Source organism: Ciceribacter sp. T2.26MG-112.2 (assembly GCF_900492205.1).
Lineage (GTDB): Bacteria > Pseudomonadota > Alphaproteobacteria > Rhizobiales > Rhizobiaceae > Allorhizobium > Allorhizobium naphthalenivorans_A.
Window position 1 is genome coordinate 97875 of record NZ_UEYQ01000006.1, and the last position, 23829, is coordinate 121703.

The 23829-nt window shown below is 62.5% G+C and carries 26 protein-coding genes; 15 read left to right on the forward strand and 11 right to left on the reverse strand.

The features are described from left to right. Positions 1-57 precede the first annotated feature (57 nt). From DYZ14_RS11835 to DYZ14_RS11850, 4 genes are all read right to left on the reverse strand, one after another. A complete protein-coding gene (locus DYZ14_RS11835) occupies positions 58-831 on the reverse strand; it encodes an amino acid ABC transporter ATP-binding protein (protein WP_115670146.1) in 774 nt (257 codons plus the stop codon). A 15-nt stretch (positions 832-846) separates the two neighbouring features. Then, positions 847-2001 carry an amino acid ABC transporter permease gene (locus DYZ14_RS11840; protein WP_154720867.1) on the reverse strand — a complete coding sequence of 385 codons (1155 nt, stop codon included), beginning with the start codon at positions 1999-2001 and terminating at the stop codon, positions 847-849. 1 nt (position 2002) lies between these two features. Further along, positions 2003-3214 carry an amino acid ABC transporter permease gene (locus DYZ14_RS11845; protein WP_154720868.1) on the reverse strand — a complete coding sequence of 404 codons (1212 nt, stop codon included), beginning with the start codon at positions 3212-3214 and terminating at the stop codon, positions 2003-2005. Between the two features lie 97 nt (positions 3215-3311). After that, positions 3312-4340 (reverse strand): amino acid ABC transporter substrate-binding protein, encoded by a 1029-nt coding sequence (locus DYZ14_RS11850; RefSeq protein ID WP_154720869.1) that lies wholly within the window; start codon positions 4338-4340, stop codon positions 3312-3314. Positions 4341-4697: 357 nt separating this feature from the next. On the opposite strand from DYZ14_RS11850, the gene DYZ14_RS11855 reads away from it, so the two are divergent. Continuing rightward, positions 4698-5888: a cystathionine beta-lyase gene (locus DYZ14_RS11855; RefSeq protein ID WP_154720870.1), complete on the forward strand. Its 1191-nt coding sequence runs from the start codon at positions 4698-4700 to the stop codon at positions 5886-5888. Positions 5889-5903: 15 nt separating this feature from the next. On the opposite strand, the gene DYZ14_RS11860 is transcribed toward DYZ14_RS11855, so the two are convergent. Together DYZ14_RS11860 and DYZ14_RS11865 are read right to left on the reverse strand one after the other, a co-directional pair. After that, positions 5904-7070 carry an FAD-dependent monooxygenase gene (locus tag DYZ14_RS11860; RefSeq protein WP_154720871.1) on the reverse strand — a complete coding sequence of 389 codons (1167 nt, stop codon included), beginning with the start codon at positions 7068-7070 and terminating at the stop codon, positions 5904-5906. Between the two features lie 27 nt (positions 7071-7097). After that, positions 7098-7343: a zinc-finger domain-containing protein gene (locus tag DYZ14_RS11865; RefSeq protein ID WP_154720872.1), complete on the reverse strand. Its 246-nt coding sequence runs from the start codon at positions 7341-7343 to the stop codon at positions 7098-7100. A gap of 179 nt (positions 7344-7522) precedes the next feature. On the opposite strand from DYZ14_RS11865, the gene DYZ14_RS11870 reads away from it, so the two are divergent. Then, positions 7523-8308, forward strand: a complete 786-nt coding sequence (locus tag DYZ14_RS11870) for an alpha/beta fold hydrolase (RefSeq protein WP_154720873.1) — start codon at positions 7523-7525, stop codon at positions 8306-8308. A gap of 28 nt (positions 8309-8336) precedes the next feature. Here the strand turns inward: DYZ14_RS11870 and DYZ14_RS11875 are convergent, their stop codons facing one another. Continuing rightward, a complete protein-coding gene (locus DYZ14_RS11875; RefSeq protein WP_154720874.1) occupies positions 8337-9140 on the reverse strand; it encodes an enoyl-CoA hydratase-related protein in 804 nt (267 codons plus the stop codon). A 73-nt stretch (positions 9141-9213) separates the two neighbouring features. Between DYZ14_RS11875 and cysE the strand changes: the two genes are divergently transcribed. From cysE to DYZ14_RS11920, 9 genes are all read left to right on the forward strand, one after another. Beyond that, positions 9214-10035 carry a serine O-acetyltransferase gene (gene cysE, locus DYZ14_RS11880; RefSeq protein ID WP_115670138.1) on the forward strand — a complete coding sequence of 274 codons (822 nt, stop codon included), beginning with the start codon at positions 9214-9216 and terminating at the stop codon, positions 10033-10035. Between the two features lie 146 nt (positions 10036-10181). Next, positions 10182-10385 (forward strand): DUF3126 family protein, encoded by a 204-nt coding sequence (locus DYZ14_RS11885; protein ID WP_154720875.1) that lies wholly within the window; start codon positions 10182-10184, stop codon positions 10383-10385. Between the two features lie 191 nt (positions 10386-10576). Beyond that, positions 10577-10927: a phasin family protein gene (locus DYZ14_RS11890; protein ID WP_154720876.1), complete on the forward strand. Its 351-nt coding sequence runs from the start codon at positions 10577-10579 to the stop codon at positions 10925-10927. Positions 10928-11181: 254 nt separating this feature from the next. Next, a complete protein-coding gene (clpS, locus tag DYZ14_RS11895) occupies positions 11182-11529 on the forward strand; it encodes an ATP-dependent Clp protease adapter ClpS (protein WP_115670135.1) in 348 nt (115 codons plus the stop codon). Positions 11530-11538: 9 nt separating this feature from the next. Further along, a complete protein-coding gene (gene clpA, locus DYZ14_RS11900) occupies positions 11539-14013 on the forward strand; it encodes an ATP-dependent Clp protease ATP-binding subunit ClpA (RefSeq protein WP_154720877.1) in 2475 nt (824 codons plus the stop codon). A 205-nt stretch (positions 14014-14218) separates the two neighbouring features. Continuing rightward, on the forward strand, positions 14219-14635 hold the full coding sequence (locus tag DYZ14_RS11905; protein ID WP_154720878.1) for a nuclear transport factor 2 family protein: 417 nt from the start codon (positions 14219-14221) through the stop codon (positions 14633-14635). 122 nt (positions 14636-14757) lie between these two features. Further along, positions 14758-15516 carry an AzlC family ABC transporter permease gene (locus DYZ14_RS11910; RefSeq protein ID WP_154720879.1) on the forward strand — a complete coding sequence of 253 codons (759 nt, stop codon included), beginning with the start codon at positions 14758-14760 and terminating at the stop codon, positions 15514-15516. Continuing rightward, entirely contained in the window at positions 15513-15848 is a 336-nt protein-coding gene (locus tag DYZ14_RS11915) for an AzlD domain-containing protein (protein WP_154720880.1), read from the forward strand. Before DYZ14_RS11910 ends, DYZ14_RS11915 begins: the two co-directional genes overlap by 4 nt. A gap of 107 nt (positions 15849-15955) precedes the next feature. Next, positions 15956-16810 carry an urea carboxylase-associated family protein gene (locus DYZ14_RS11920; RefSeq protein WP_154720881.1) on the forward strand — a complete coding sequence of 285 codons (855 nt, stop codon included), beginning with the start codon at positions 15956-15958 and terminating at the stop codon, positions 16808-16810. Positions 16811-16983: 173 nt separating this feature from the next. On the opposite strand, the gene DYZ14_RS11925 is transcribed toward DYZ14_RS11920, so the two are convergent. Genes DYZ14_RS11925 through DYZ14_RS11940 form a run of 4 tightly spaced genes read right to left on the reverse strand, consistent with a single transcriptional unit; the run spans position 16984 to position 19879 of the window. After that, a complete protein-coding gene (locus tag DYZ14_RS11925; RefSeq protein ID WP_154720882.1) occupies positions 16984-17409 on the reverse strand; it encodes an HIT family protein in 426 nt (141 codons plus the stop codon). Positions 17410-17467: 58 nt separating this feature from the next. Further along, complete coding sequence (locus tag DYZ14_RS11930) at positions 17468-18667, reverse strand: GNAT family N-acetyltransferase (RefSeq protein WP_154720883.1); 1200 nt, start codon at positions 18665-18667, stop codon at positions 17468-17470. Positions 18668-18677: 10 nt separating this feature from the next. Next, on the reverse strand, positions 18678-19412 hold the full coding sequence (locus DYZ14_RS11935) for a glycerophosphodiester phosphodiesterase (RefSeq protein ID WP_154720884.1): 735 nt from the start codon (positions 19410-19412) through the stop codon (positions 18678-18680). Next, on the reverse strand, positions 19409-19879 hold the full coding sequence (locus tag DYZ14_RS11940) for a RidA family protein (RefSeq protein ID WP_154720885.1): 471 nt from the start codon (positions 19877-19879) through the stop codon (positions 19409-19411). Before DYZ14_RS11940 ends, DYZ14_RS11935 begins: the two co-directional genes overlap by 4 nt. A 118-nt stretch (positions 19880-19997) precedes the next feature. On the opposite strand from DYZ14_RS11940, the gene DYZ14_RS11945 reads away from it, so the two are divergent. The 4 genes from DYZ14_RS11945 (at position 19998) to pyrH (ending at position 23803) form a co-directional block, all read left to right on the forward strand. Continuing rightward, on the forward strand, positions 19998-20822 hold the full coding sequence (locus DYZ14_RS11945; protein ID WP_154720886.1) for a cell envelope integrity EipB family protein: 825 nt from the start codon (positions 19998-20000) through the stop codon (positions 20820-20822). A gap of 198 nt (positions 20823-21020) precedes the next feature. Further along, positions 21021-21788 (forward strand): 30S ribosomal protein S2, encoded by a 768-nt coding sequence (gene rpsB / locus DYZ14_RS11950; RefSeq protein ID WP_115670123.1) that lies wholly within the window; start codon positions 21021-21023, stop codon positions 21786-21788. 263 nt (positions 21789-22051) lie between these two features. Beyond that, the gene (gene tsf, locus DYZ14_RS11955; protein ID WP_154720887.1) at positions 22052-22978 is read left to right on the forward strand and encodes a translation elongation factor Ts; all 927 of its coding nucleotides are present in this window, start codon (positions 22052-22054) and stop codon (positions 22976-22978) included. A gap of 102 nt (positions 22979-23080) precedes the next feature. Further along, complete coding sequence (pyrH, locus tag DYZ14_RS11960; RefSeq protein ID WP_115670121.1) at positions 23081-23803, forward strand: UMP kinase; 723 nt, start codon at positions 23081-23083, stop codon at positions 23801-23803. Positions 23804-23829 lie beyond the last annotated feature (26 nt).

Here is a 23829-nt window from a genome sequence, read left to right on the forward strand (position 1 = left end):
TGGAAAAAGCCCGCGCGGGGTCTCCCGGCGCGGGCTTCTGCGTGTCGAGGACAGGTCCTAGTGCAGGATCTGGCTGAGGAAGAGCTTGGTGCGTTCGTGCTGCGGATTGTCGAAGAACTCGGCCGGAGAGTTCTGCTCGACGATCTGGCCCTGGTCCATGAAGATCACCCGGTTGGCGACCTGGCGGGCAAAGCCCATTTCATGGGTGACGCACAGCATGGTCATGCCTTCTTCGGCCAGCCCCACCATGGTGTCGAGCACTTCCTTGATCATTTCCGGGTCGAGCGCCGAGGTCGGTTCATCGAACAGCATGATCTTCGGGCTCATGCACAGCGAGCGGGCGATCGCCACGCGCTGCTGCTGGCCGCCGGACAGCTGGCCCGGATACTTGTTGGCCTGTTCCGGGATCTTGACCCGCTCGAGGAAGTGCATGGCGATTTCTTCCGCCTTCTTCTTCGGCATCTTGCGGACCCAGATCGGCGCCAGCGTGCAGTTTTCCAGGATGGTCAGGTGCGGGAAGAGGTTGAAGTGCTGGAACACCATGCCGACTTCGCGGCGCACCTCGTCGATCTTCTTCAGGTCATTGGTCAATTCGATGCCGTCGACGAAGACCTGGCCCGTCTGGTGTTCTTCCAGGCGGTTGATGCAACGAATCATCGTCGACTTGCCGGAGCCCGATGGACCGGCAATGACGATGCGCTCGCCACGCATCACTTTCAGGTTGATGTCGCGCAGCACATGGAAATCCCCGTACCACTTGTTCATGTTGACGATTTCGACCGCGACATCGGTGTCCGAGACGGTCATCTTGGTGGGTTGGACTTCAGCCATTGTTTTCCCCTGATGTTATTTCTTGTGGCCGGTATCGAGGTGCCGTTCCATGAATCCTGAATAGCGTGACATGCCGAAACAGAAAATCCAGAAAACGAAACCGGCGAAGATCAGACCGGTCAGCGGCGTGACCGGAGTCTGCCAGCCCGAATCGCCGAACGATGCCTTCACGATGCCGAGAAGGTCGTACATCGAGATAATGGTGACGAGTGAGGTATCCTTGAAGATCCCGATGAAGGTGTTGACGATGCCCGGAATGACGAGCTTGATCGCCTGCGGCATGATGATAAAGGCCGTCTTGTGGAAGTAGCTGAGGCCCAGCGCATCCGCCGCCTCGTACTGCCCCTTCGGAATGGCCTGCAACCCGCCGCGAATGACTTCCGCCATATAGGCGGAGGCAAAGATCGACACGCCGATCAGCGCGCGCAGGAACTTGTCGATATTGTTGCCCGGCGTCAGGAACAGCGGCAGAAGCACGCTCGCCATGAACAGCACCGTGATCAGCGGCACGCCGCGGATGAGTTCGATGAAGGCGACCGACAGCGTCCTGACGATCGGCATCGGCGAGCGCCGGCCGAGTGCCAGGAGAATCCCGAGTGGCAGCGAGACCGCGATGCCGACAAAGGAAAGGATCATGGTGACCATGAGCCCGCCCCATAGCGGCGTTTCGACATGCGACAGGCCGAACCAGCCGCCGAGCAGCAGCACATAGGCAACGATCGGCAGGCCGACCAGCAGCAACAGGGCATTCAGCCCCTTGCGCGGAGCCTTGGGGATCAGGAACGGAATAAGCAGCGCGACGAACAGCAGGGCAATCAGCAGCGGGCGCCACAATTCTCCGCGCGGATAGGAGCCGAACATGAACTGGACGAAGCGGTCGCTGACATAGGCCCAGCAGGCGCCGTTCCAGCCCTCGGGCTGGATGCCGCCCTGGACGGCCGTGGTGCATACCGAGCGGTCGGCGCCGGTCCACACCGCCGAGATGAACAGCCAGTCGATGATGCCCGGCAGGAAGGTGACGAGCGCCACGATGGCAATCAGGGTGAGGATCGTGTCGCTGATCGACGCGAACAGGTTCTTCCGCAGCCAGCCGACGACGGAAGACGATTTCTGCGGCGCGGCTTCCGCGGGCAGGAATGTGTGGCGGACAAAGGCGGTCTCGGTATTCATGTCAGCGCTCCACCAGGGCCATTTTTGCGTTGAACCAGTTCATGAACAACGAGGTCACGAGGCTGATGGTGACATAGATCATCATCCAGATGGCGATGATCTCGACGGCCTTGCCGGACTGGTTGAGGATGGTGCCACCCACGGCCACCAGGTCCGCATAGCCGACGGCGACCGCCAGCGAGGAGTTCTTGATCAGGTTCAGGTATTGCGACGTCAGCGGTGGAATGATGATGCGCAGGGCTTGCGGCAGGACGACGAGGCGGGTCGTCAGGCCGGGACGCAGGCCGAGCGCATAGGCGGCCTCGGTCTGCCCCTTGGGAACGCCGCGAATACCGGCCCGCACGATCTCGGCGATGAAGGATGCCGTATAGAGCGACAGGGCGAGATAGAGCGCCAGGAATTCCGGCCCGATGACCATGCCGCCGCGCATGTTGAACGACCCCGGGATCGGGTAGTCGAACGACAATGGTGCGCCGACCGCGAGGAAGACGGCGAGGGGCAATAGGACCATCAGCGCCAGATTGACCCAGAGAACGGGCGGACGCAGCCCCGTCGCCAACTGGCGACGGTTGGCCCAGATCGTGTAGAGGATGGCGCCGATCAGGCCGGCGAGAAATGCCGCGGCGACATAGACGAAGCCATCGCCGAACACCGGGGCGGGCATGTAGATGCCGCGGTTCGAGATGAAGAAGACGGCGTCTGGATTGTCCTTCACATGCTCGAAGATCGTGCGGATCGCCGGCAGCAGGGCAAGCACGCCGAGATACCAGAAGAAGATGACCAGCAACGGCGGAATGTTGCGGAAGATCTCGACATAGACGGTCGACAGCCGGGCAATCAGCCAGTTGTGCGACAGCCGGCCGATGCCGACCAGCAGTCCGACGATGGTCGCCGTGATGATGCCGAAAAAGCCGACGACCAGTGTATTGATGAGGCCGACCTGCAGCGCACGCAGATAGGTCGAATCGCTCGAATAGGCGATCAGGGCCTGGGATATGTCAAAGCCGGCGCGGCTGTTGAGAAAGCCGAAACCCGAGGTCATGTTGGCGCGGGCGAGATTTTGCGCGGCATTGTTCCAGGCGAAATAGATCACCCAGGCGATGATAGCCAGTGTGAGTGCCTGATAGGCGGCGCGTCGGAAGGCCTGATTGTAGATTAGCGACACCTTCGGACGGTCGTCGCCGCCCTGGGTACGGGCATCGGTGACAGCCATCGATAATTCCCCTGTCTTTCATCCACCCTTTTCGCCGGGTGTTATCGTCTGAAAGAAGAAGGCGGATTTCTCCGCCTTCCCGTTTTCAAGCTGTCGATCAGCGGATCGGCGGAGCGTACTGCAGGCCGCCCTTGGTCCACAGAGCGTTCAGGCCGCGGTCGATCTTGAGCGGAGAACCCTGGCCCACATTGCGCTCGAAGCTCTCACCGTAATTGCCCACGGCCTTGACGATCTGGGTGGCCCAGTCCTTCGGCAGGCCGAGGTCGGCGCCGAGGGTCGAGTCGGCTTCTTCGCCGAGGAAGCGCTTGATGTCCGGGTTCTCGGACTTCTTCATTTCCTCGACATTGGCCTGGGTGATGCCGAATTCTTCGGCGGCAACCATGGCGAAGTGTGCCCAGGTCACGACATCCAGCCACTTGGAATCATTCTGACGCACGGCCGGGCCAAGCGGCTCCTTGGAAATGATCTCTGGCAGAACCTGGTGATCATCCGGATTAGCCATCTTCAGGCGGATCGAATAGAGGCCCGAGGCGTCCGTGGTATAGGCGTCGCAGCGGCCGGCATTGTAGGCGGCGTCGGCTTCATCCTGGGCCTCGAACACGACCGGCTTGAATTCCATGTTGTTGGCACGGAAGTAGTCGGCGAGGTTGAGTTCGGTGGTGGTGCCGGACTGAACGCAGATCGAGGCGCCATTGAGCTCGAGCGCCGACTTCACGTTGAGTTCCTTCTTCACCATGAAGCCCTGGCCGTCATAATAGTTTACGGCGCGGAAGTCGAAGCCGAGCTGCGAATCGCGGCTTGTGCTCCAGGTGGTGTTGCGGGCCAGCATGTCGACTTCACCCGACTGCAGGGCCGGAAAACGGTCCTTGGCGGAAAGCGGGGTGAATTTCACCTTCGTCGCGTCGCCGAACACGGCAGCGGCAACAGCCTTGCAGAGATCGACGTCAAGACCGGTCCAGTTGCCCGAGGAATCCTGTGCGCCGAAGCCGGCGAGGTTCGAGCCGTTGACACCGCACTGGACGAAACCCTTGGCCTTCACGTCATCGAGCGTGCCAGCAAATGCAGCCGACGCGCCCATTCCCAGGACTGCAGCGCCGAGTGCGGCTGACAGGAGATTCTTGTTCATTTTTCCCAACCTTTTTTCCGTTGTCTTTTGCTCTCGACCGCCGCGTCCATGTCTTCGGTGCAGCGAGCCGGCTCGCTGCCCTCCCGGCGCGAACTCGGCTATCACAGTCTTAAATGGATCGACGGTCAAGTCTTGACGCCGCAAATTGCGGCGAAAAGCGGCAAATTGCTAAATCAGCTGGAAAAACAGGCACGAATCACTGTTTTCGGTCATTCGATGATTAAAAACGGTTCGGGCAAAAGCGCTTTGAATGGCGCTCCGGACAATGGCCGGGTGACAAATCTCGGCTTGACCGCCAAGCCTGCCGCCTTCAAAAATCGCCGCTTCATACCTCGCAATCAGAAGGCCCAAGGTTTCATGAAGGACAGGAAAGACATGCTGGCCGGCGCCGGCACGGATACGAAGCTTTGCCACATCGGCCACGACCCGTCGAGCTTCCATGGCTTCGTTAATCCGCCGGTCGTGCACGCATCGACCGTGCTGTTTCCCGACGTGAAGACCATGGAGACGCGCGCCCAGAAATACACCTACGGCACGCGCGGGACACCGACGACGGACGCGCTGTGCGAGGCGATCGACGCGCTCGAGGGTTCGGCCGGCACCATCCTCGTTCCGACGGGGCTTGCCGCCATCACGGTGCCTTTCCTTGCCTTCCTCTCGGCCGGCGATCATGCGCTGATCGTCGATTCGGTCTATTCGCCCTGCCGCCATTTCTGCGACACCATGCTGACGCGGCTCGGCGTGGAGGTCGAATATTACGATCCGGAGCTCGGCGCCGGCATTCAGTCGTTGATCCGGCCGAACACAAAGTTGGTCCATACCGAGGCGCCGGGCTCCAATACCTTCGAAATGCAGGACATTCGCGCCATTGCCGATGTCGCCCACAAGCATGGCTGCGTGGTGACCATGGACAATACCTGGGCCACGCCGCTCTATTTCCGGCCGCTCGATTTCGGCGTCGACATCTCCATCCATGCCGCGACCAAATATCCTTCCGGCCATTCCGACATCCTGATGGGTACGGTCTCGGCCAATGCGGCGCATTGGGATCGCTTGAGAGAAGCCAATATCACGCTCGGCATCTGCGGATCGCCCGACGATTCCTACATGATCCTGCGCGGACTGAGGACGATGAACCTGCGCCTCGAGCACCATGGCCGCAGTGCCCTTGCGGTGGCCGAGTGGCTGGAGGGCCGCGATGACGTGGCGCGCGTGCTGCATCCGGCGCTGCCGAGCTTCCCCGGCCACGCCATCTGGAAGCGCGACTTCAAGGGGGCGAGCGGCATTTTCTCCTTCGTGCTCGCCGCCGATGCGCCGGAAAAGTTCAAGCCGAAGGCTCGCGCCTTCCTGGATGAACTGTCACTGTTCGGCCTCGGCTATTCCTGGGGCGGCTTCGAGAGCCTGGCGGTGATGGTCAATCTCGAAGACCGGAGGATCCGCAAGGCGCCGAGCGAAGGCCCGGTCATCCGCCTGCAGATCGGGCTGGAGAATGTCGAGGATATCCTTGCCGACCTGCAACGGGGCTTCAAGGCTACCGCCGCCGTCTAGCCGGCGGTCTTATCGTCAGCCCCGGGTGCGATACCCGTAGAGCCAGTCGAGATCGCCGGCGAGGCTCTCCGGGGAACGCAGCGACAGGACGAGGTCGCGACCGAGCCGGATCGGGCCGCGGGCGTGATAGGCGAACCTGTTGAACGCGCCGCGATGGCGAACCTTGCCAGCACGCGCCTTGCGGGACGCCTCGAAGCGGGAAAGCGCCTCGCGCAGGGGCAGTGAGCCGGCCACCTCTCCGGCCAGTTCGAATCCGTCCTCGATCGCCATGGCGGCCCCTTGCGCGGAAAACGGCATCATCGCATGCGCCGCGTCGCCGATCAGCACGGTATCGCGGCCATTCTGCCAGTGGCCGTCCGAGGTCTCGTAGAGCGGCCAGAAGGTTGCTCGTTCGATCGAGGCGAGCAGGGTGCAGATCTCGATGTTCCAGCCGGCAAACTGGCGCAGCAGCAGGGCGCGTTGTCCCGCGCTTCCTTCCGCGCTCCAGGTCTCGCCGGGGTCCAGTCCGGCCGCGATCGCGACGATGTTGAAGCCGTCGATTTCTTTCAGCGGATAGGCGACGAGATGCGAATTCGGGCCGAGATAGGCGGTGACGTTCAACGGGTCGAGAAAGGCCGGAGCGGCTTCCGCCGCGATGGTGAAGCGCCAGGCGACATTGCCGGAGAAACTGACCTTCGGACTGTCCTTGACCAGCTTGCGCATGCAGGACCAGGCACCGTCCGCCCCGACGAGAAGGTCCGGCTGCCGCCCGGTCAGGCGCTCGATCGTCGTGTGGTCCGGCAGATCGAGCCGGCAGCCGAGATGCAGTCGGCAAAGAGGATTGTGCAGGACTTGCCGCAAGAGCGCCTGCTGCAGGGTGGAGCGATGCAAAACGCCATACGGCGCACCCCAGCGCTTGCGTGCAAAGCTGCCGGTCGGCACGGTGGCGAGCGGCTTCAGCGTCACGCCGGAGGCGAGGCGCACCGCGTCAGGCTCCAGCCAATGGTTCTCGATCTCGTCGAGAGCGCCGAGTTTGCCGAGAATATACGAGGCGTTGGGAGAGATCTGCAGGCCCGCGCCGACCTCGCCAAGTTGCGCAGCCTGCTCGATGATGTCGGTGCGGATACCATGACGCGCCATGGCGAGTGCGGTCGTAAGACCCGCCACCCCGGCTCCGATGATGGCGGCGGTCTTGATCGACATGTTCTATCCGATCAGGCGAAGCGCCGGTTACGCTGCCTTGACGTGATAGACGCAGCCCGGCGGGTTGGTCTGCTCGGCTTTGAGCGAAGGATTGAAGCGATAGAGCGTCGAGCAGTAGGCGCAGACTTTCTCGTTGTCATGGCCCATGTCGATGAAGATGTGCGGATGGTCGAAGGGAGCGGAAGCGCCGGTGCACATGAATTCCTTGACGCCGATCTCGATCACCTGGTGACCGCCGTCGTTCTGGAAATGGGGAATGCTGTGCCCGGCCATGTTCGTCTCCGCTCTGCCATTCAACGCGGCGGACCATATCGTCCTTCGATCGGAAAGTGTAGAGCCAAACGCCCCCGCCGCCCACAGAAAATCGAGCGACCGGGTTTGACCCATCGCCGACAATTTATACTGTGGGACAAAACCCATGCCGATTATTCCGCGGCCGACAGGACAGACCCATGAATCTCGATGCCCCGCCTTTCTCGCTCTTCTATCATGACGGTCTGCAACTCGCCTATTTCGACGAAGGCGATCCGGCGGGCGATCCGGTCCTGCTGATCCACGGGTTCGCTTCGACTGCCAGCGTCAACTGGGTCTATCCGGGCTGGCTGAAGACCCTGGGGGAGGCGGGCTACCGCGTGATCGCCCTCGACAATCGCGGCCATGGCGCCAGCGACCGGCCGCACGACCCCGCAGCCTATCACCCCTCGCTGATGGCCGGTGATGCAGCCGCGCTTCTGACCCATCTCGGCATAGAGCAGGCGCATGTCATGGGCTATTCCATGGGGGCGAGGATTTCGGCATTTTTTGCCATCGAACACGCCAATCGCGTCCGCTCGCTGGTTTTCGGTGGCCTCGGGATCGGCCTGTGCGACGGCGTCGGCGATTGGGATCCGATCGCGGACGCGTTGCTGGCGCCGCAGCTGTCGGACGTCACCCACCCGCGCGGCCGGATGTTCCGGGCCTTCGCCGACCAGACCCATTCCGACCGCTTCGCCCTGGCCGCCTGCATCAAGACCTCGCGCGTGCTGGTCGAGCGCGGAGATATCGCCAAGGTCGACGTTCCGACGCTGATCGCGGTCGGCACCAAGGATGACATTGCCGGCTCGGCCGCCGAACTGGCCGCCCTTATGCCGGATGCCAAAGCGATCGACATTCCGAACCGCGACCATATGCTCGCCGTCGGCGACAAGGTGTTCAAGCGGGCGGTGCTCGACTTCTACCGTGGGATCAAGGCCGGCTGAGGCGGGCGTTCAGGCTCGCAGGTGGCTGTCAGCGGCCGGTAAATTGCGGCCGGCGTTTCTCGGCGAAGGCGTTGCGGCCTTCGGCATAGTCTGCGCTGTCAAAGGTGGCGGCGCCGATGACCTCCGCCTCGCGCAGCAAGTCATCGTCCTGCTGGCTCGCGGCGCGCAGCGCGAGCTTGGAGGCCTGAACCGACAGCGGTGCATTGGCGGCGATTGTTTCGGCCAGCGTCAGTGCGGCCGGTTCCAGACCCTCGGCCGTCGTCATGTCGAGCAGGAAACCGGCGGCAAGCAGATCGTTCACCGACATGGGCAAGCCGGTGTAGAGGGCCTTTCCGGCCATTTGCGCACCGAGCGTCCGGATGAAGTCCTGAACCGCATCGGCCGGGTAGGCGAGGCCGAGACGCGCCGCCGGCACGGCGAAGGCGGCTCCCTCCGCCGCGATCCTCAGATCTGCAGCCGCGGCAAGGCCGAAGCCGCCGCCATAGCAGATGCCGCGGATCGCGGCGATCACCGGCACGCGGGCGTTGCGGATTGCGGAAAAGGCCTTGCTGTTTTCGCTCTCGTAGAGGCGAGCGGTCGCCGTGTCCTTGCGAACCGTCGGGAATTCGGAAATGTCGGCACCGGCACAAAAGTCCGTGGTCCCGGCGCCCATCAGCACGATGACCCTTGCCTCGCCCTCGCCGCACAGCCAGTGCATCGCTTCCGGGATGGCCCGCCACATCGCCGCGGTCACGGCATTCTTGCGGTCCGGATTGTCGATCAACAGCAGGCCCGTTCCGGCCTGGCTGGCGGCACGGATCTTCCCGGCGGCGAAATCATGGATGCGTTTCATTTGGAAGGCCCATTTGTGTTGATTCACGGATCGACTATATAATGCGCTCGAACAGGAAACGAGGAGACCGGCAATGGCCGCAAAAAGCGAAATCCTCAAGAGAGAGCCAGTGCAGTCGATGGATCCGATCTGGGACAGTCTGCGCAGCGAAGCGCGCGCCGCAGCCGACTTCGATCCTTTGCTGGCGGCTTTTCTCTATTCCACGGTGCTCAACCACCGTTCGCTCGAGGATTGCGTCATCTACCGGATCTGCGAACGGTTGGATCATCCCGATCTGCAGGCCATCCTGCTGCGTCAGACATTCGACGAGATGCTGCGCGACTGGCCGGAATGGGGCTCGATCATGCGCGTCGATATCCAGGCGGTCTACGATCGCGACCCGGCCTGCATCCGCTTCATGGAGCCGGTGCTCTATTTCAAGGGTTTTCACGCGATCCAGACCCATCGCCTGGCCCACTGGCTTTTGAACCACGGCCGCCGCGACTTTGCGCTCTACCTGCAAAGCCGGGCTTCGAGTGTCTTCCAGACCGACATCAACCCGGCCGCACGCATCGGCAAGGGGATCTTCCTCGATCACGCGACCGGCCTCGTCGTCGGCGAGACCGCACGGATCGGCGACAATGTCTCGATCCTCCATGGCGTCACGCTCGGCGGCACGGGCAAGGAGGGCGCGGACCGCCACCCGAAGATCGGCGACGGCGTGCTGATCGGCGCGGGCGCCAAGGTGCTCGGCAATATCGAGGTCGGCTGCTGCTCGCGCATCGCCGCCGGTTCGGTGGTGCTGAAGCCTGTACCGCGCGGTTGCACCGTGGCCGGCGTTCCGGCGCGTGTCGTCGGCGAGGCGGGCTGCGCGGAGCCCGCACGCTCCATGGACCAGATGCTGGCCGCCGACTGATTTTCCGACGACTGCGCGGACCTATCCGGGTCCCGCGCCGTTGTCGGGGTGCCATGCTTGGCAAAGAATGGGCTTTCGCGTCTTTACAGCGGCGGACGGCGCATGCGACAAGCGGCCGAATTTGAATCCCCGATGGAGACTGGATCGTGAAACCCGAAGAAATCAAGAAGCTCGACGCCTATTTCAAGCGGATGTTCAACCCGAGCATGGTGGTGAAGGCTCGCCCCCGCAAGGATGACTCTGCCGAAGTCTACGTCGGCGACGAGTTTCTCGGCGTGGTTTTCCGTGACGACGAGGACGGCGATCTGTCCTACAATTTTTCGATGGCGATCCTCGACGTCGACCTCTAAGCCGGTGGTTGCAGGCTGACTGATATATGTTTTCCTTTTCAAGGAAACAGGGCCGACCGTCGTCCGGTCGGCCTTTCTATTGCCTTCATTCGCAACCTGGGCGCGATATCGCATCGCACAAAACACTTGACTGTTTTTGTGCAACTGCTATGTAGTTGGGCACCGAATGAACGGACCGGAAGGAGAGTGGCATGATCAATTTCGACGACGCCAACAAGAAGGGTAAGGAAGCCATGGACGCCATGCTGAAGAACTATTCGGAAGTGGCCAAGGGTTTCCAGGCCATCACGACCGAAGCCTCCGAGTATTCGAAGAAGTCGTTCCAGGACGTCGCTTCCCATATGGAAGCGCTGTCGGGCGCCAAGAGCATCGAGACCGCTCTCGAGCTGCAGACCAATTTCCTCAAGTCGTCCTACGAGAGCTTCGTCGCCGAAGCCACCAAGATGAGCGAAATGTACGCCGATCTCGCCAAGACCGTCTACAAGCCGTTCGAGGCCCCGGTTGCCAAGGGGACCGGCATGTCGATGCCGACGGCTGCCTGATACCGGCCTGACAGATCAAGAATGCCGCAAGACCGGCCGCGCACTCGCGCGGCCGGTCTTGCCATTTGTGCCGGCTCGTATAAGGCTTGGGCATCTTTTTGACCCTGCTCTGCGGACACCTCGCGCAATTCTGTTTGCGCTGTGCAAAGGGGGGCTTAAAATCACCGAATTATGAACTACCTTACTGAGCTGAGTGTTTGTCCGTCGCGTTGCGTCTTCGGCAGATCGGCCGGACAATTGGAGAATGAACTTAAATGATCGCCAAGCCGGTCTTCATGCAAAGCCAGCGGGACGGGGACAACGCCAATCGTGGCACCTCGGTGATCACGCGTACCAAGCCCAAGACGAAGAAACCAAACCTGTACCGCGTCCTGCTTCTCAATGATGACTATACCCCGATGGAATTCGTGATCCATGTACTGGAGCGGTTCTTCCAGAAGGACAGGGAAGCAGCCACCCGCATCATGTTGCACGTGCACAATCATGGTGTCGGGGAATGCGGCGTCTTCACCTACGAAGTCGCCGAGACCAAGGTGAGCCAGGTCATGGATTTCGCCCGGCAGCATGAGCATCCGCTTCAATGCGTCATGGAAAAGAAGTGAGGAACTGACGTGCCAACATTCTCTCCCAGCCTCGAGAAGGCACTGCACCAGGCACTGACCTTTGCCAACGAGCGGCATCACGAATATGCCACGCTCGAGCACTTGTTGTTGGCCTTGATCGACGATGCGGATGCCGCCGCCGTGATGGGTGCCTGCAATGTCAATCTGGATGCCCTTCGCAAGACGGTGATCGAATACGTCGACAACGAGCTCGCCAATCTGGTGACCGGCTATGACGAGGATTCCAAGCCGACCTCCGGCTTCCAGCGCGTCATCCAGCGCGCCGTCATCCACGTCCAGTCCTCCGGTCGCGAGGAAGTGACCGGCGCCAACGTGCTCGTCGCGATCTTCGCCGAGCGCGAAAGCCACGCGGCCTTCTTCCTGCAGGAGCAGGAAATGACCCGCTACGATGCCGTGAACTACATCTCCCATGGTATCGGCAAGCGTCCGGGTTCCGCCCAGACCCGCCCGCCGCGAGGCGCGGATGAAAGCGAGGGCGAAGCCAAGCAGGCACGCGAGCAGGACGAGGGCAATGCAAAGACCAAGCAGGAGGCCTTGAAGGCCTATTGCGTCAACCTCAACGACAAGGCCAGGAACGGCAAGATCGATCCTCTGATCGGCCGCCACAGCGAGGTCAACCGCACCATTCAGGTGCTGTGCCGCCGTTCCAAGAACAATCCGCTCTATGTCGGTGATCCGGGCGTCGGCAAGACGGCGATCGCCGAGGGGCTGGCCAAGCGCATCGTCGAGGGCAAGGTTCCCGACGCGCTCAAGGATGCGACGATCTTCTCGCTCGACATGGGCACGCTTCTCGCCGGCACGCGCTATCGCGGCGACTTCGAGGAGCGCCTGAAGCAGGTCGTCAAGGAACTTGAGGACTATCCGGGCGCCGTGCTGTTCATCGACGAGATCCACACGGTGATCGGCGCAGGCGCCACCTCGGGCGGGGCGATGGACGCGTCGAACCTTTTGAAGCCGGCGCTGTCTTCCGGCGCGATCCGCTGCATCGGCTCGACCACCTACAAGGAATATCGCCAGTTCTTCGAAAAGGACCGGGCGCTGGTTCGTCGTTTCCAGAAGATCGACGTAAACGAGCCGACGATCGAGGATGCGATCGAGATCATGAAGGGCCTCAAGCCCTATTTCGAGGACTATCACAAGCTGAAATACACCAATGAGGCGATCAAGTCGGCGGTCGAACTCTCGGCCCGCTACATCTCCGACCGCAAGCTGCCGGACAAGGCGATCGACGTGATCGACGAGACCGGTGCGGCGCAGATGCTGTTGCCGGCCTCCAAGCGCCGCAAGCTGATCACCGAGAAGGAGATCGAGGCGACGATCGCCACCATGGCCCGCATACCGGCCAAGACCGTATCCAAGGACGACGAGATGGTTCTCGCCAATCTGGAAAAGGAACTGCGTTCGGTCGTCTACGGCCAGGATGCGGCGATCGAGGCGCTATCGACCGCGATCAAGCTGGCCCGTGCCGGCCTTCGCGAGCCGAACAAGCCGATCGGCTCCTACGTCTTCTCCGGCCCAACCGGTGTCGGCAAGACCGAGGTCGCCAAGCAGCTCGCCGCCTCGCTCGGCGTCGAACTGCTGCGCTTCGACATGTCGGAATACATGGAGCGGCACACGGTTTCGCGTCTGCTCGGCGCACCTCCGGGCTATGTCGGCTTCGACCAGGGCGGTCTTCTGACCGACGGCGTCGACCAGCATCCGCATTCGGTCGTGCTGCTCGACGAAATCGAGAAGGCCCATCCGGACATCTTCAACATCCTGTTGCAGGTCATGGACCATGGCTCGCTCACCGACCACAACGGCAAGAAGATCGATTTCCGCAACGTCATCCTGATCATGACGACCAATGCGGGCGCATCCGAAATGGCCAAGGCGGCGATCGGCTTCGGCTCGTCCAAACGCACCGGCGAGGACGAGGAGGCGCTCAACCGCCTGTTCACGCCGGAATTCCGCAACCGTCTCGACGCGACGATCGCCTTTGCACCGCTGCCGACCGAGGTCATCCACAAGGTGGTGCAGAAGTTCGTCATGCAACTGGAAGCCCAGTTGTCGGAGCGCAACGTCACGTTCGACCTGTCGGAAGCCGCGATCGATTGGCTGGCCTCGCGCGGCTATGACGAGAAGATGGGCGCCCGGCCGCTGGCGCGCGTCATCCAGGAGCACATCAAGAAGCCACTCGCCAACGAGATTCTGTTCGGCAAACTGAAGAAGGGCGGCGTGGTCAAGGTCGGCGTCAAGAAGGACGAGAACGGCGCGGACGTGCTCGATCTCGAATCCCTGGCAGAGGCCGCCCCCGTGAAGCCGAAACCCGAAGCCGAACTGGTCGAAGCCGAAGCGGAGGGCGCAACCAAGCCCCGCAAGACGAAATCGGCAACCAAGGCAGGTGCGGCCAAGGCTGGATCGGCGGAGGAAAAGGCTTCTGCCAAGCGCAGTTCCGTGCCGAAGGTGCCGAAGAAGAAATAGGCATTGGTGGCCTCGGGAGATACGCCCGCGCCACGCTCGTTTCATATGCTGGAAATCGACCCCTCGCGGCATCGCTGCGAGGGGTTTTGTCGTTAAACGGTTGACGTTTCTGTGATCTGCCGGTGAAACCATGCCGTGAGGCTTGCGGGCCGTGTCGGCCCGACGATAGACTCAAAAAGAGGGCAGACGGGGCAGGGATGGCCGGATGGACAGTGACGACCGGGAAGCGCAGCATTTTTCGCATGAAGAGCGCGACCTCTGGGACCATGTGACGGAACTTTGGGAAATCGCCCGTCGTCGAGAAACGGCACCCATCCGCAAGCTCCTGCATCGCGATTATTCGGGCTGGGTGACAGGCCTGGAGACACCACACGATTACGAGGCGGCTGTCGCATCGGTCGGGCCGGAGACGCCGCGCGTGCTGCGCTATCGGTTGAAGCCGCTGAAAGTGAGCGTGTTCGACCACGAGGTAGGTGTTGTGCATTACAGTTATGAGGCCGATGTCGAATCGGCCGCCGGGTCGGCACAGCATGTCGGTGGTCGATGGACCGAGGTCTACAAGCGACGAGGCAATGCCTGGCTGATGATAGCGGTCAGCGGCGGTCCGGACGGCATGCGCTGACGGCTTGAGGGACCAAGAAGTCCCTGTCTCAGACCTTCGATCCGCTGTATACGTCCTAAGTCGTGTTACGACCCTTCAGATTCGCTCCGCACGCCCGCGTCCTTCATCCGCCGGATCCGTTCATGCCCGCATCCCCTGCCGATACCGCTTCGTTTCGCTGGTTCCTCGAGGGCGCGCGCGGCATCTTTTCCCTTCCAGCCTTCATCCTGATGACCTCGTTTGTCGGTTTCAGCGCCTTTGCCCTCGAATCCGGGGTGAGCCGTGGCGAGGCAATGTTCATGACCGCCATGATCTGGGCATTGCCGGCAAAGATGATCCTGATCGGCATGATGGCGAGCGGTGCCAATATCTTGGCGATGTTTCTTGCTGTAACACTTTCATCGATCCGGATGATGCCGATGGTCGCTTCGCTCGTTCCGGAACTGCGTGGCGCCCGCACGCCGACCTGGCTCCTGCTGGTCCTGTCGCATTTCGTCGCCATCACCGCCTGGGTCTTCGCCATGGGGCACCTCAAGGATGTGCCGCGCGAGGCGCGCGTCGCCTATTTCGCCGGCTTCGGCCTGACGCTGGTCTCGGCCAACACCATCCTGGTAGGCTTGAGCTACGGGATCGTCTCCACCTTTCCGCCTGCCGTTGCCGGGGTTCTGTTCTTCCTGACGCCGGTCTATTTCGTCGGTTCGATCTGGGCCTCGGCCCGCCATTCCGTGGTCAAGATTGCCTTCGTCATCGGAGTGGTCGCCGGTCCGCTCCTGGCGGTGGTCGCACCCGGTTTCGACATTCTGATTGCGGGGATCGGCGGGGGAACGCTTGCCTACCTCATCGACCGCCTTGTCGTGCGTCGACGCGGGGCCGTCCCGCCAGGCGGTGGAGACGCGCCATGACCGCAGCCGACCTCTGGCCCTATGCGATCATCCTGTTCGCCGGCTGGTTCGCCACCGATCTGTGGCGCTGGCTCGGCGTGATCGCCGGCAACCGGCTGGCCGAAGGCTCGGAGGCGCTGAACTGGGTGAGGGCGGTCGCCACGGCCCTGGTCATGGCGGTGACCGCCAAGCTGATCGTATTTCCGACCGGCAGCCTGGCGGATTCGCCGCTCTGGCTCCGGCTCGCCGCCGCCAGCCTCGGCTTCGTCGCCTTTCTCGCCGCCGGGCAGCGCGTCATTGTCGGCGTCGTCGTGTCGCTTGCGCTGCTGTCACTCGGGCTGGCAGCGCTATGAGCGCCAGCGTCGCGCGGTAAGGGCGACGGCGCATTTGGACGCGCACGGCAGCCGTCGTCGATCTATAGACCTGTCATCCTACGGAACCGCAAACACAGGAACCACCCATGTCTTCGATACCCTCAGTCACCGCTCCGGCCGATGCCGCCGAGCGCCGCGCCGTCAAGCCCGTGGTCTGCTATCCCGTCGAGACGCTGCCTGTGCCGGACATGGCAACGCTGCGACGCACCCGCGAGACGCTGACCAAGGTGGACGAGGTGACCGTCCCGCCGCGCGAGGGCGCCACGTTTTCCGTGCCGAAGGGACATTTCTTCCGCATCCTCAGCATCGACGGCCCACAGGTCGGCGACCTCAACCTGTGGAACGCCAACGACCTCACCGAGCGCTTCTTTTCCGGCAAGACACGCGCATTGCACGCCACCCATGTGACCACCGGCAACCGTCTGTGGAGTACCCTTCCCAATCTTCGTCCGATGGCGACGGTCACCCACGACACGCTCGGCTGGTACGGCTTCGACGAGTTTGGCGGCAGCGTCCACGACGTGATCGGCACGCGCTGCGATCCCTATACCAACCGGCTCTTGTTGGGCGGCGACTATCACCACTGCTGTCATTCCAACCTGACCCGCGCACTGGCCGGCACCAAGGGCATGTCGTTCGCCGAGGCCGAACCCTTCGTGCATGACGTGCTGAACGTCTTCATGTGCACCGGGTTTACCGCCGACACCCACCAGTATTTCATGAAGGCGAGCCCGGTGCGGCCCGGCGACTACATCGAGTTCTTCGCCGAGATCGACTTGCTGGGCGGGCTGTCCGCTTGCCCGGGCGGCGATTGCAGCGCCAAGCATTCGAGCGACGTCGCTGTCTGCTATCCGCTCAAGGTCGAGATCTTTCGGCCGGACATGGACCTGCTGAAAACCTGGCCCTTCCCGGAGCGGAACGGCTACCGCAATCCCGAATAAGGGGCGGAACGCTTCCGCGTTCGCCGTCACCGACACCTCCCCCTTGATGGGGGAGGTCGCGCGGAACGCGCGGGTGGGGTGATCTTGAGAGCCGAGCGATCGGCCGTGTGGTCGCGACATCGCCCCACCCTAGAGCTTCGCTCCGACCCTCCCCCTCGAGGGGAGGGTGGTTGTCACAGCGCCGCCTTGATCTTCTCGGCATTCGCCTTCAGCACCTCGATGTCCTCCATCTTGCCGGCATGGGCTTTGAGCGGCACGCCCTCTTGCCGCGGAATGATGTGGAAGTGCAGGTGGTTGACGGTCTGGCCGGCCGCCGCTTCGTTGAACTGGGCGACGGACACGCCGTCTGCGTCAAATGCCTCTTTCGCGGCGATGGCGAGTTTCTGCACCACCGGCATCAGCCTCGAAAGCACCGCCGGATCGGCGTCGAGCATGTTGCGCGAGGCGGCCTTGGGGATGACCAGGAGATGACCGGTCGCCTGGGGCATGACATCCATGAAGGCGAGCGTGTCGTCGTCTTCGTAGAGCTTCACCGACGGAATCTCGCCCTTGAGGATCTTGGCGAAGATGTTGTCTGGATCATAGGCGGGGTTGGTCATCGGGAATCTCCTGTGGTTTGCCGTAGTTAAGGCAGCCGGCGGGAAAGGATCAAGCGGCCTATTCGTCGCTCTCGCAGTCGCGTTGCTGGCGCTCGCCGCGGCGAAACGGCGTATGCTCTCCGAGGATCTCGGCCATCTGCTCGACCTCGCGCCGCTCATGCTCGAGATAGTCGGCGACGGCACGCCTCAGCCCCGGATGGGCGATGTAATGCGCCGAATGGGTCGTGATCGGCTGGTAACCGCGCGCCAGCTTGTGCTCGCCCTGCGCACCCGCCTCGACGCGTTTCAAACCCTTCGACAGCGCAAAGTCGATCGCCTGATGATAGCAGACCTCGAAATGCAGATAGGGGTGATCCTCGATGCAGCCCCAGTGCCGGCCGTAGAGCGCATCCGCGCCGATGAAATTGATGGCACCCGCCACATAGCGCCCTTCGCGTCTTGCCATCACCAGCAGGATGTCGTCGGCCATGCGCTCGCCGATCAGCGAATAGAAGGTCCGCGTCAGATAGGGTTTGCCCCATTTGCGGCTGCCGGTATCCATGTAGAAGGCGAAGAACTGGTCCCAGATCTCTTCGGTCAAATCCGACCCGGTCAGCCAGTCGATTTCGATGCCGTTCTCCAGTGCCGCCCGCCGTTCCTTCTTCAGTGCCTTGCGCTTGCGCGAGGCGAGCGTGTCGAGGAAGTCGTCGTGGTCGCGGTAACCGGGATTGAGGAAATGGAACTGCTGGTCCGTGCGATGCAGGTAGCCGCCGCCGATGAAGGCGGGCAATTCGCCCTCGGGAATGAAGGTCGCGTGCGCCGAGGAGACGCCGAGCTCGTCGGCCACCTGCCGCAGCCCGGCAGCCAGCAGCGGCCGGATTTCCGTCGGATCGCAACCCTCGGCCACCATCAGCCGCGGCCCCGTCGCGGGGGTGAAGGGAAAGGCGCTCTGCAATTTCGGATAGTAGCGGCCGCCGGCCCGCTCGAAGGCGTCGGCCCAGCCCTGGTCGAAGACATATTCGCCGCGGCTGTGGCTTTTCAGATAGCAGGGAATGGCGCCGAGCAGGTGGCCGGCTGAGTCTTCCAGGAGCAGGTGATGGCCGAGCCAGCCGGTTTCGGCCGCGGCCGAGCCGGACTCCTCGAGCGCCGACAGGAAGGCGTGCGAGGTGAACGGGTTATAGCCGTCCGCGCCGCGTCTGGCGCCGCCGAGGCTCGCCCAGCGTTCAGGAGAAATTCCGGCAAGGGATCTTTCGACCCGGATCGTCACGTCTCCTGGCATGCGGCTCCCATCATGCGCTGGCGATGGCCACCTCGCGGGGATCAAAACCCTCGAAGGTCATCTGGTCCGCATGAGTATAGGTATGCGCGCGCATGGTTTCATCCCTGACGGTCCAGGTTATCACCGGAATTCCGCGCTCGCGCTGCGCCGCCACGAAGCTGTTGGGCAGGTGAGGGGCACAATAGGAAATGAAATCGAGGCCGAGCTGCATGGCCTCTTCGTGGGCTGCGAGCTGTTCCGGCTTCACACCTTCCGCGGTCAATCCGACCGGGTAGGGGCAGTCGAGCTTCTTGAGGTCCCGCAGCAGCCAGTAGTCGAAGCTCATCAGCGCGACCTTGCCCTGATAGCCCTCCAGCACCTCGAGCACGGCCTCCGCCAGGCCGTCGTCCTGCTCCGCATCAATGCCCTTGAGCTCGATCACCAACGGTACCTGACCCTTGGCCAGGGCCAGCATCTTCTTGAGCGACGGGATCTTGTCGGCCGTGCCGCCAACCGACAGCAGACCAAGCTCGCCGCCCGTGCGCTCACGCACCGCGCCGGCAAGTCCGCACAGCCGCTGCAGGTCATGGTCGTGGAATACCATCGGCACACTGTCCGACGACAGCTGGATGTCGCACTCGATGGCAAAGCCCGCATCGATGGCGCGCTGGAAGGCCGAGAGCGTGTTTTCCCATACCGTCTTGTTCTGGTCGTGGAAGCCGCGATGGGCGACCGGAACGTCCTTGATCCAGCTGACGTCACTCACAGGGCGATCTCCAGGATCGCGTCGATCTCGACGGCGGCATTGAGCGGAAGCGCGGCCATGCCGACGGCGGCGCGCGCATGCTTGCCGGCATCGCCGAGCACGCCGGCGATCAGGTTGGATGCGCCGTTGATGACGAGATGCTGTTCAGTAAAGCCCGGAGCCGAGGCGACGAAGCCGTTGAGCTTGATGACGCGCACGATGCGGGAAAGATCGCCCGACAGGGCCGACTTCGTCTGGGCGAGGATATTGATGGCGCAGAGTTCGGCGGCCCGCTGCGCGTCGGCGAGCGCAACGTCGCTGCCGACCAGGCCGGTGACGGCGATCTTGCCGCCTTCGATCGGCAATTGGCCGGACAGATAAAGAAGGTTGCCGCTGATGACATAGGGCACATAGTTGGCGGCAGGGGCTGCCGCCTCGGGTAGTGTGATTCCCATGGCGTTGAGGCGGCCGTCGATCGTATCGGACATGTTCGGTTCCCGGTCTGCGTAAAATTGTTGAAAGAATCGCGTTCCCATCAAAAGCTTGTCTCGCTTTTGCCGGATCTGTTCTTATAACATCGCCGCCATGTGCAACAGGAGGATGTCGATGTTTCGTTCGAGCTTAGCCGTGGTCGTGGTTGCGGGCTCCGCCGTCGGCCTTTCGGCAGCCATTGCCAGTGCGGCGGGGGCGGGCGGTCTCGTGCCGCACCGGGCGGTCTACGACATCCAGCTCAAGCAGGCCTCGGAACGGTCCGGTATCGAGGGCATGCGTGGCCGCATGGTCTATGAGTTCAGCGGCTCCGAATGCCAGGGCTTCACCACCAATTTCCGCTTCGTCACCCGCATCGACACCGGTGAGCAGATCCGCGTCACCGATCAGCAGAGCATGACCTTCGAGGATCTGGCAGCCGGAAAATTCCGCTTCGAGACCAAGTCGTTCACCGACGACCAGTTGGACAAGGATGTGAGCGGCGCCGCGGAGGACGAGGATGGTAAGGTCAGGATCGAAATCGAGGAGCCCGAGCCTCGTGCGGTCGAACTTGCCGACAGCCGCTTTCCCACCGCGCACATGATGGATGTGATCGCGAACGCCCGCAAGGGCAAGTCCCTGTTCGAAGCCCGTATCTTCGACGGGTCCGAGGACGGCGACAAGAGCTATCTGACCACCACCGTCGTCGGCCGCGCGCACACTCCGACCTCCCTTGAGGCCGCCGACAAGTCGGCCGGAGCGATGGCGGCCGAGGCCTATTGGCCGGTGTCGATCGCCTATTTCGACGAAAAGGCTTCGGGTGACCTGCTGCCGATCTACACACAGTCGTTCAAGCTCTACGAGAACGGTATCTCCCGCGACCTGACGCTCGACTACGGCGATTTCGTTCTCACCGGCAAGCTGACCAAGCTGGAAGTGCTCGGCTCGGGCGAGTGCCGGTGAATATCCGCCAAGCCCGGGTCGAACCAGATTTCTGCCGGAAATGCCTTGATTTTCCGAAAGAGTCGCTATAAGGCCACCAGCATTCCACACGCGAGACTTGGGATCGACCGGGAGACATCCGGAAGGTTCCGCCGGTGGCATCCTTGAAAAAGGTGCTGTTTGTCTCGCGGGGGTTCAACCGGAAAAGGAGAAAAAGGCATGGCATTGCCTGATTTCAGCATGCGTCAGCTTCTTGAAGCTGGTGTTCACTTCGGCCACCAGACTCATCGCTGGAACCCGAAGATGAAGCCGTACATCTTCGGCGATCGTAACAACATCCACATCATCGACCTGGCCCAGACCGTTCCGATGCTGTCGCGCGCCCTGCAGGTCGTGTCGGACACCGTCGCTCGCGGCGGCCGCGTCCTGTTCGTCGGCACCAAGCGCCAGGCGTCCGAACTGATCGCCGACTCGGCGAAGCGTTCGGCCCAGTACTACGTCAATTCGCGCTGGCTCGGCGGCATGATGACGAACTGGAAGACGATCTCGAACTCGATCGCTCGCCTGCGCAAGCTCGACGAGATCCTGAATTCGGATGCGTCCGGCTTCACCAAGAAGGAGCGCCTGAACCTCGAGCGCGAACGCGAGAAGCTTGAAAAGGCTCTCGGCGGTATTCGCGACATGGGCGGCACCCCGGACCTGATGTTCATCATCGACACCAACAAGGAAAAGATCGCGATCGACGAAGCCAAGCGCCTCGGCATCCCGGTCGTCGCCATCATCGACTCGAACTGCGATCCGGACCTGATCGACTATCCGATCCCGGGCAACGACGACGCCTCGCGCGCCATCTCGCTCTACTGCGACCTGATCGCTCGCGCCGCCATCGACGGCATCGCTCGCCAGCAGGGCGCCTCGGGTCGTGACATCGGCGCCGCCGCCGAAGCTCCGATCGAGCCGGCACTCGAAGAAGAAGCCGGCGCCTGATCGCGCCGCGCGGCCGGTCCTTTGAGGGCCGGCCGGCTTTCCCGATTGGGAACGGCCGCCTGGAAGCCAAGGGCTGACAGGCGGCCTTGTCCCTTTGATGTCCGGCGTCGAGCAGTGCCGGACGGACAAGGCGACGACCATGTCCGTGGTGGCTTTGCTTCATCACGCTGTCATATTTCCGGGTACATTTCGTCCCCCAAACAGGGTGCAGTCCAGGAATCTCGCGGATGACTGGCACCGCCTGAACAGACAAGAGGCACATAATGGCTGAAATCACTGCAGCACTGGTTAAGGAACTGCGCGAAAAGTCCGGCGCAGGCATGATGGATTGCAAGAAGGCGCTCACCGAAAACAACGGTGACATCGAAGCCGCGATCGACTGGCTGCGCGCCAAGGGCATCGCCAAGGCCGACAAGAAGTCGGGCCGCACCGCGGCTGAAGGCCTTATCGGCATCGCCGGCGCCGGCACCTCGGCCGTCGTCGTCGAAGTCAATTCCGAAACCGACTTCGTTGCCCGCAACGATGCCTTCCAGGAACTGGTTCGCGGCGTTGCTTCGGTTGCGCTTTCGACCGACGGTACTGTCGATGCGATCGCTGCTGCCAACTATCCGGCAACCGGCAAGTCCGTTTCCGACACCATCAAGGACGCCATCGGCCATATCGGCGAAAACATGACCCTGCGTCGCGCCGCGCTGCTGTCGGTCGAGGACGGCGTTGTCGCCACCTACGTCCACAATGCCGTTTCCGACGGTCTCGGCAAGCTCGGCGTGCTGGTCGCCCTCAAGTCGACCGGCAACAAGGATGTCCTGACCGCCATCGGCCGCCAGGTCGCCATGCACATCGCTGCCACCAACCCGCTCGCCATCCGCGCGGAAGAAGTCGACGCCACGGTTGCCGAGCGCGAACGCAACGTCTTCATCGAGCAGTCGCGCGCTTCGGGCAAGCCGGACGCGATCATCGAAAAGATGGTCGACGGCCGCATGCGCAAGTTCTTCGAAGAAGTCGCGCTTCTGAGCCAGGCCTTCGTCGTCAATCCGGACCTGACCGTCGGCGCCGCCATCAAGGAAGCCGAAAAGGAAGCCGGCGCGCCGATCGAAGTGACCGGCATGGCCCGCCTGCTGCTGGGCGAAGGCATCGAGAAGGAAGAGAGCGATTTCGCTGCGGAAGTGGCAGCCGTCGCCAAGGGCTGATCGCCTTTTCATCGATCGACCTTGTTAGGGAAAAGTCGGGGCATCGCGTGACAACGCGGTGCCCTTCGTGTATCCGGCTTCAGAATTATCCGAGGATACAGCATGACTTCCAAGCCACTCTACAAGCGCGTCCTTCTCAAAGCCTCCGGCGAAGCCCTGATGGGCAGCCAGGGCTTCGGTATCGACGTCGCGGTTGCCGACCGCATTGCCAGTGACATCGCCGAGGCCCGCGCCATGGGCGTGGAGGTCGGAGTGGTTGTCGGCGGCGGCAACATCTTCCGCGGCGTGGCCGTCGCATCCAAGGGCGGGGACCGTGTGACCGGCGACCACATGGGCATGCTGGCAACCGTGATCAACGCGCTGGCGCTTGCCACCTCGCTGCGCAAGCTCGACATCGACACGGTCGTTCTCTCGGCGATCGCCATGCCGGAAATCTGCGAGAGCTTCACCCAGTTGCGCACCCTGCATCATCTCGAGCAGGGCCGCGTGGTGATTTTCGCCGGCGGCACCGGCAACCCCTTCTTCACCACGGATTCCGCCGCCGCTTTGCGCGCCGCCGAAATCGGCGCCGAGGCGATCTTCAAGGGAACGCAGGTCGACGGCATCTATTCGGCCGATCCGAAAAAGGATCCGACCGCGACGCGCTTCGATCAGCTGACCCACAGCGAGGTGCTGGACAAGGGTCTCGCCGTGATGGATGTCGCGGCCGTTGCCCTGGCGCGGGAAAATTCCATTCCGATCATCGTCTTTTCCATCCATGAGAAGGGTGGGTTCGGCGAGATCCTATCCGGCGGTGGGCGCAAGACCATCGTCAGCGACAATTGAGGGCAGGCGACCGGTCTTGCGGTCCC

What these genes read in the sequence shown, in the direction of transcription:
- DYZ14_RS11835 (WP_115670146.1), bottom strand. Translation starts at nt 831, where the DNA reads ATGGCTGAAGTCCAACCCACCAAGATGACCGTCTCGGACACCGATGTC.
- DYZ14_RS11840 (WP_154720867.1), bottom strand. Translation starts at nt 2,001, where the DNA reads ATGAATACCGAGACCGCCTTTGTCCGCCACACATTCCTGCCCGCGGAA.
- DYZ14_RS11845 (WP_154720868.1), bottom strand. Translation starts at nt 3,214, where the DNA reads ATGGCTGTCACCGATGCCCGTACCCAGGGCGGCGACGACCGTCCGAAG.
- DYZ14_RS11850 (WP_154720869.1), bottom strand. Translation starts at nt 4,340, where the DNA reads ATGAACAAGAATCTCCTGTCAGCCGCACTCGGCGCTGCAGTCCTGGGA.
- DYZ14_RS11855 (WP_154720870.1), top strand. Translation starts at nt 4,698, where the DNA reads ATGAAGGACAGGAAAGACATGCTGGCCGGCGCCGGCACGGATACGAAG.
- DYZ14_RS11860 (WP_154720871.1), bottom strand. Translation starts at nt 7,070, where the DNA reads ATGTCGATCAAGACCGCCGCCATCATCGGAGCCGGGGTGGCGGGTCTT.
- DYZ14_RS11865 (WP_154720872.1), bottom strand. Translation starts at nt 7,343, where the DNA reads ATGGCCGGGCACAGCATTCCCCATTTCCAGAACGACGGCGGTCACCAG.
- DYZ14_RS11870 (WP_154720873.1), top strand. Translation starts at nt 7,523, where the DNA reads ATGAATCTCGATGCCCCGCCTTTCTCGCTCTTCTATCATGACGGTCTG.
- DYZ14_RS11875 (WP_154720874.1), bottom strand. Translation starts at nt 9,140, where the DNA reads ATGAAACGCATCCATGATTTCGCCGCCGGGAAGATCCGTGCCGCCAGC.
- cysE (WP_115670138.1), top strand. Translation starts at nt 9,214, where the DNA reads ATGGCCGCAAAAAGCGAAATCCTCAAGAGAGAGCCAGTGCAGTCGATG.
- DYZ14_RS11890 (WP_154720876.1), top strand. Translation starts at nt 10,577, where the DNA reads ATGATCAATTTCGACGACGCCAACAAGAAGGGTAAGGAAGCCATGGAC.
- clpS (WP_115670135.1), top strand. Translation starts at nt 11,182, where the DNA reads ATGATCGCCAAGCCGGTCTTCATGCAAAGCCAGCGGGACGGGGACAAC.
- DYZ14_RS11905 (WP_154720878.1), top strand. Translation starts at nt 14,219, where the DNA reads ATGGACAGTGACGACCGGGAAGCGCAGCATTTTTCGCATGAAGAGCGC.
- DYZ14_RS11910 (WP_154720879.1), top strand. Translation starts at nt 14,758, where the DNA reads ATGCCCGCATCCCCTGCCGATACCGCTTCGTTTCGCTGGTTCCTCGAG.
- DYZ14_RS11915 (WP_154720880.1), top strand. Translation starts at nt 15,513, where the DNA reads ATGACCGCAGCCGACCTCTGGCCCTATGCGATCATCCTGTTCGCCGGC.
- DYZ14_RS11920 (WP_154720881.1), top strand. Translation starts at nt 15,956, where the DNA reads ATGTCTTCGATACCCTCAGTCACCGCTCCGGCCGATGCCGCCGAGCGC.
- DYZ14_RS11925 (WP_154720882.1), bottom strand. Translation starts at nt 17,409, where the DNA reads ATGACCAACCCCGCCTATGATCCAGACAACATCTTCGCCAAGATCCTC.
- DYZ14_RS11930 (WP_154720883.1), bottom strand. Translation starts at nt 18,667, where the DNA reads ATGCCAGGAGACGTGACGATCCGGGTCGAAAGATCCCTTGCCGGAATT.
- DYZ14_RS11940 (WP_154720885.1), bottom strand. Translation starts at nt 19,879, where the DNA reads ATGTCCGATACGATCGACGGCCGCCTCAACGCCATGGGAATCACACTA.
- DYZ14_RS11945 (WP_154720886.1), top strand. Translation starts at nt 19,998, where the DNA reads ATGTTTCGTTCGAGCTTAGCCGTGGTCGTGGTTGCGGGCTCCGCCGTC.
- rpsB (WP_115670123.1), top strand. Translation starts at nt 21,021, where the DNA reads ATGGCATTGCCTGATTTCAGCATGCGTCAGCTTCTTGAAGCTGGTGTT.
- tsf (WP_154720887.1), top strand. Translation starts at nt 22,052, where the DNA reads ATGGCTGAAATCACTGCAGCACTGGTTAAGGAACTGCGCGAAAAGTCC.
- pyrH (WP_115670121.1), top strand. Translation starts at nt 23,081, where the DNA reads ATGACTTCCAAGCCACTCTACAAGCGCGTCCTTCTCAAAGCCTCCGGC.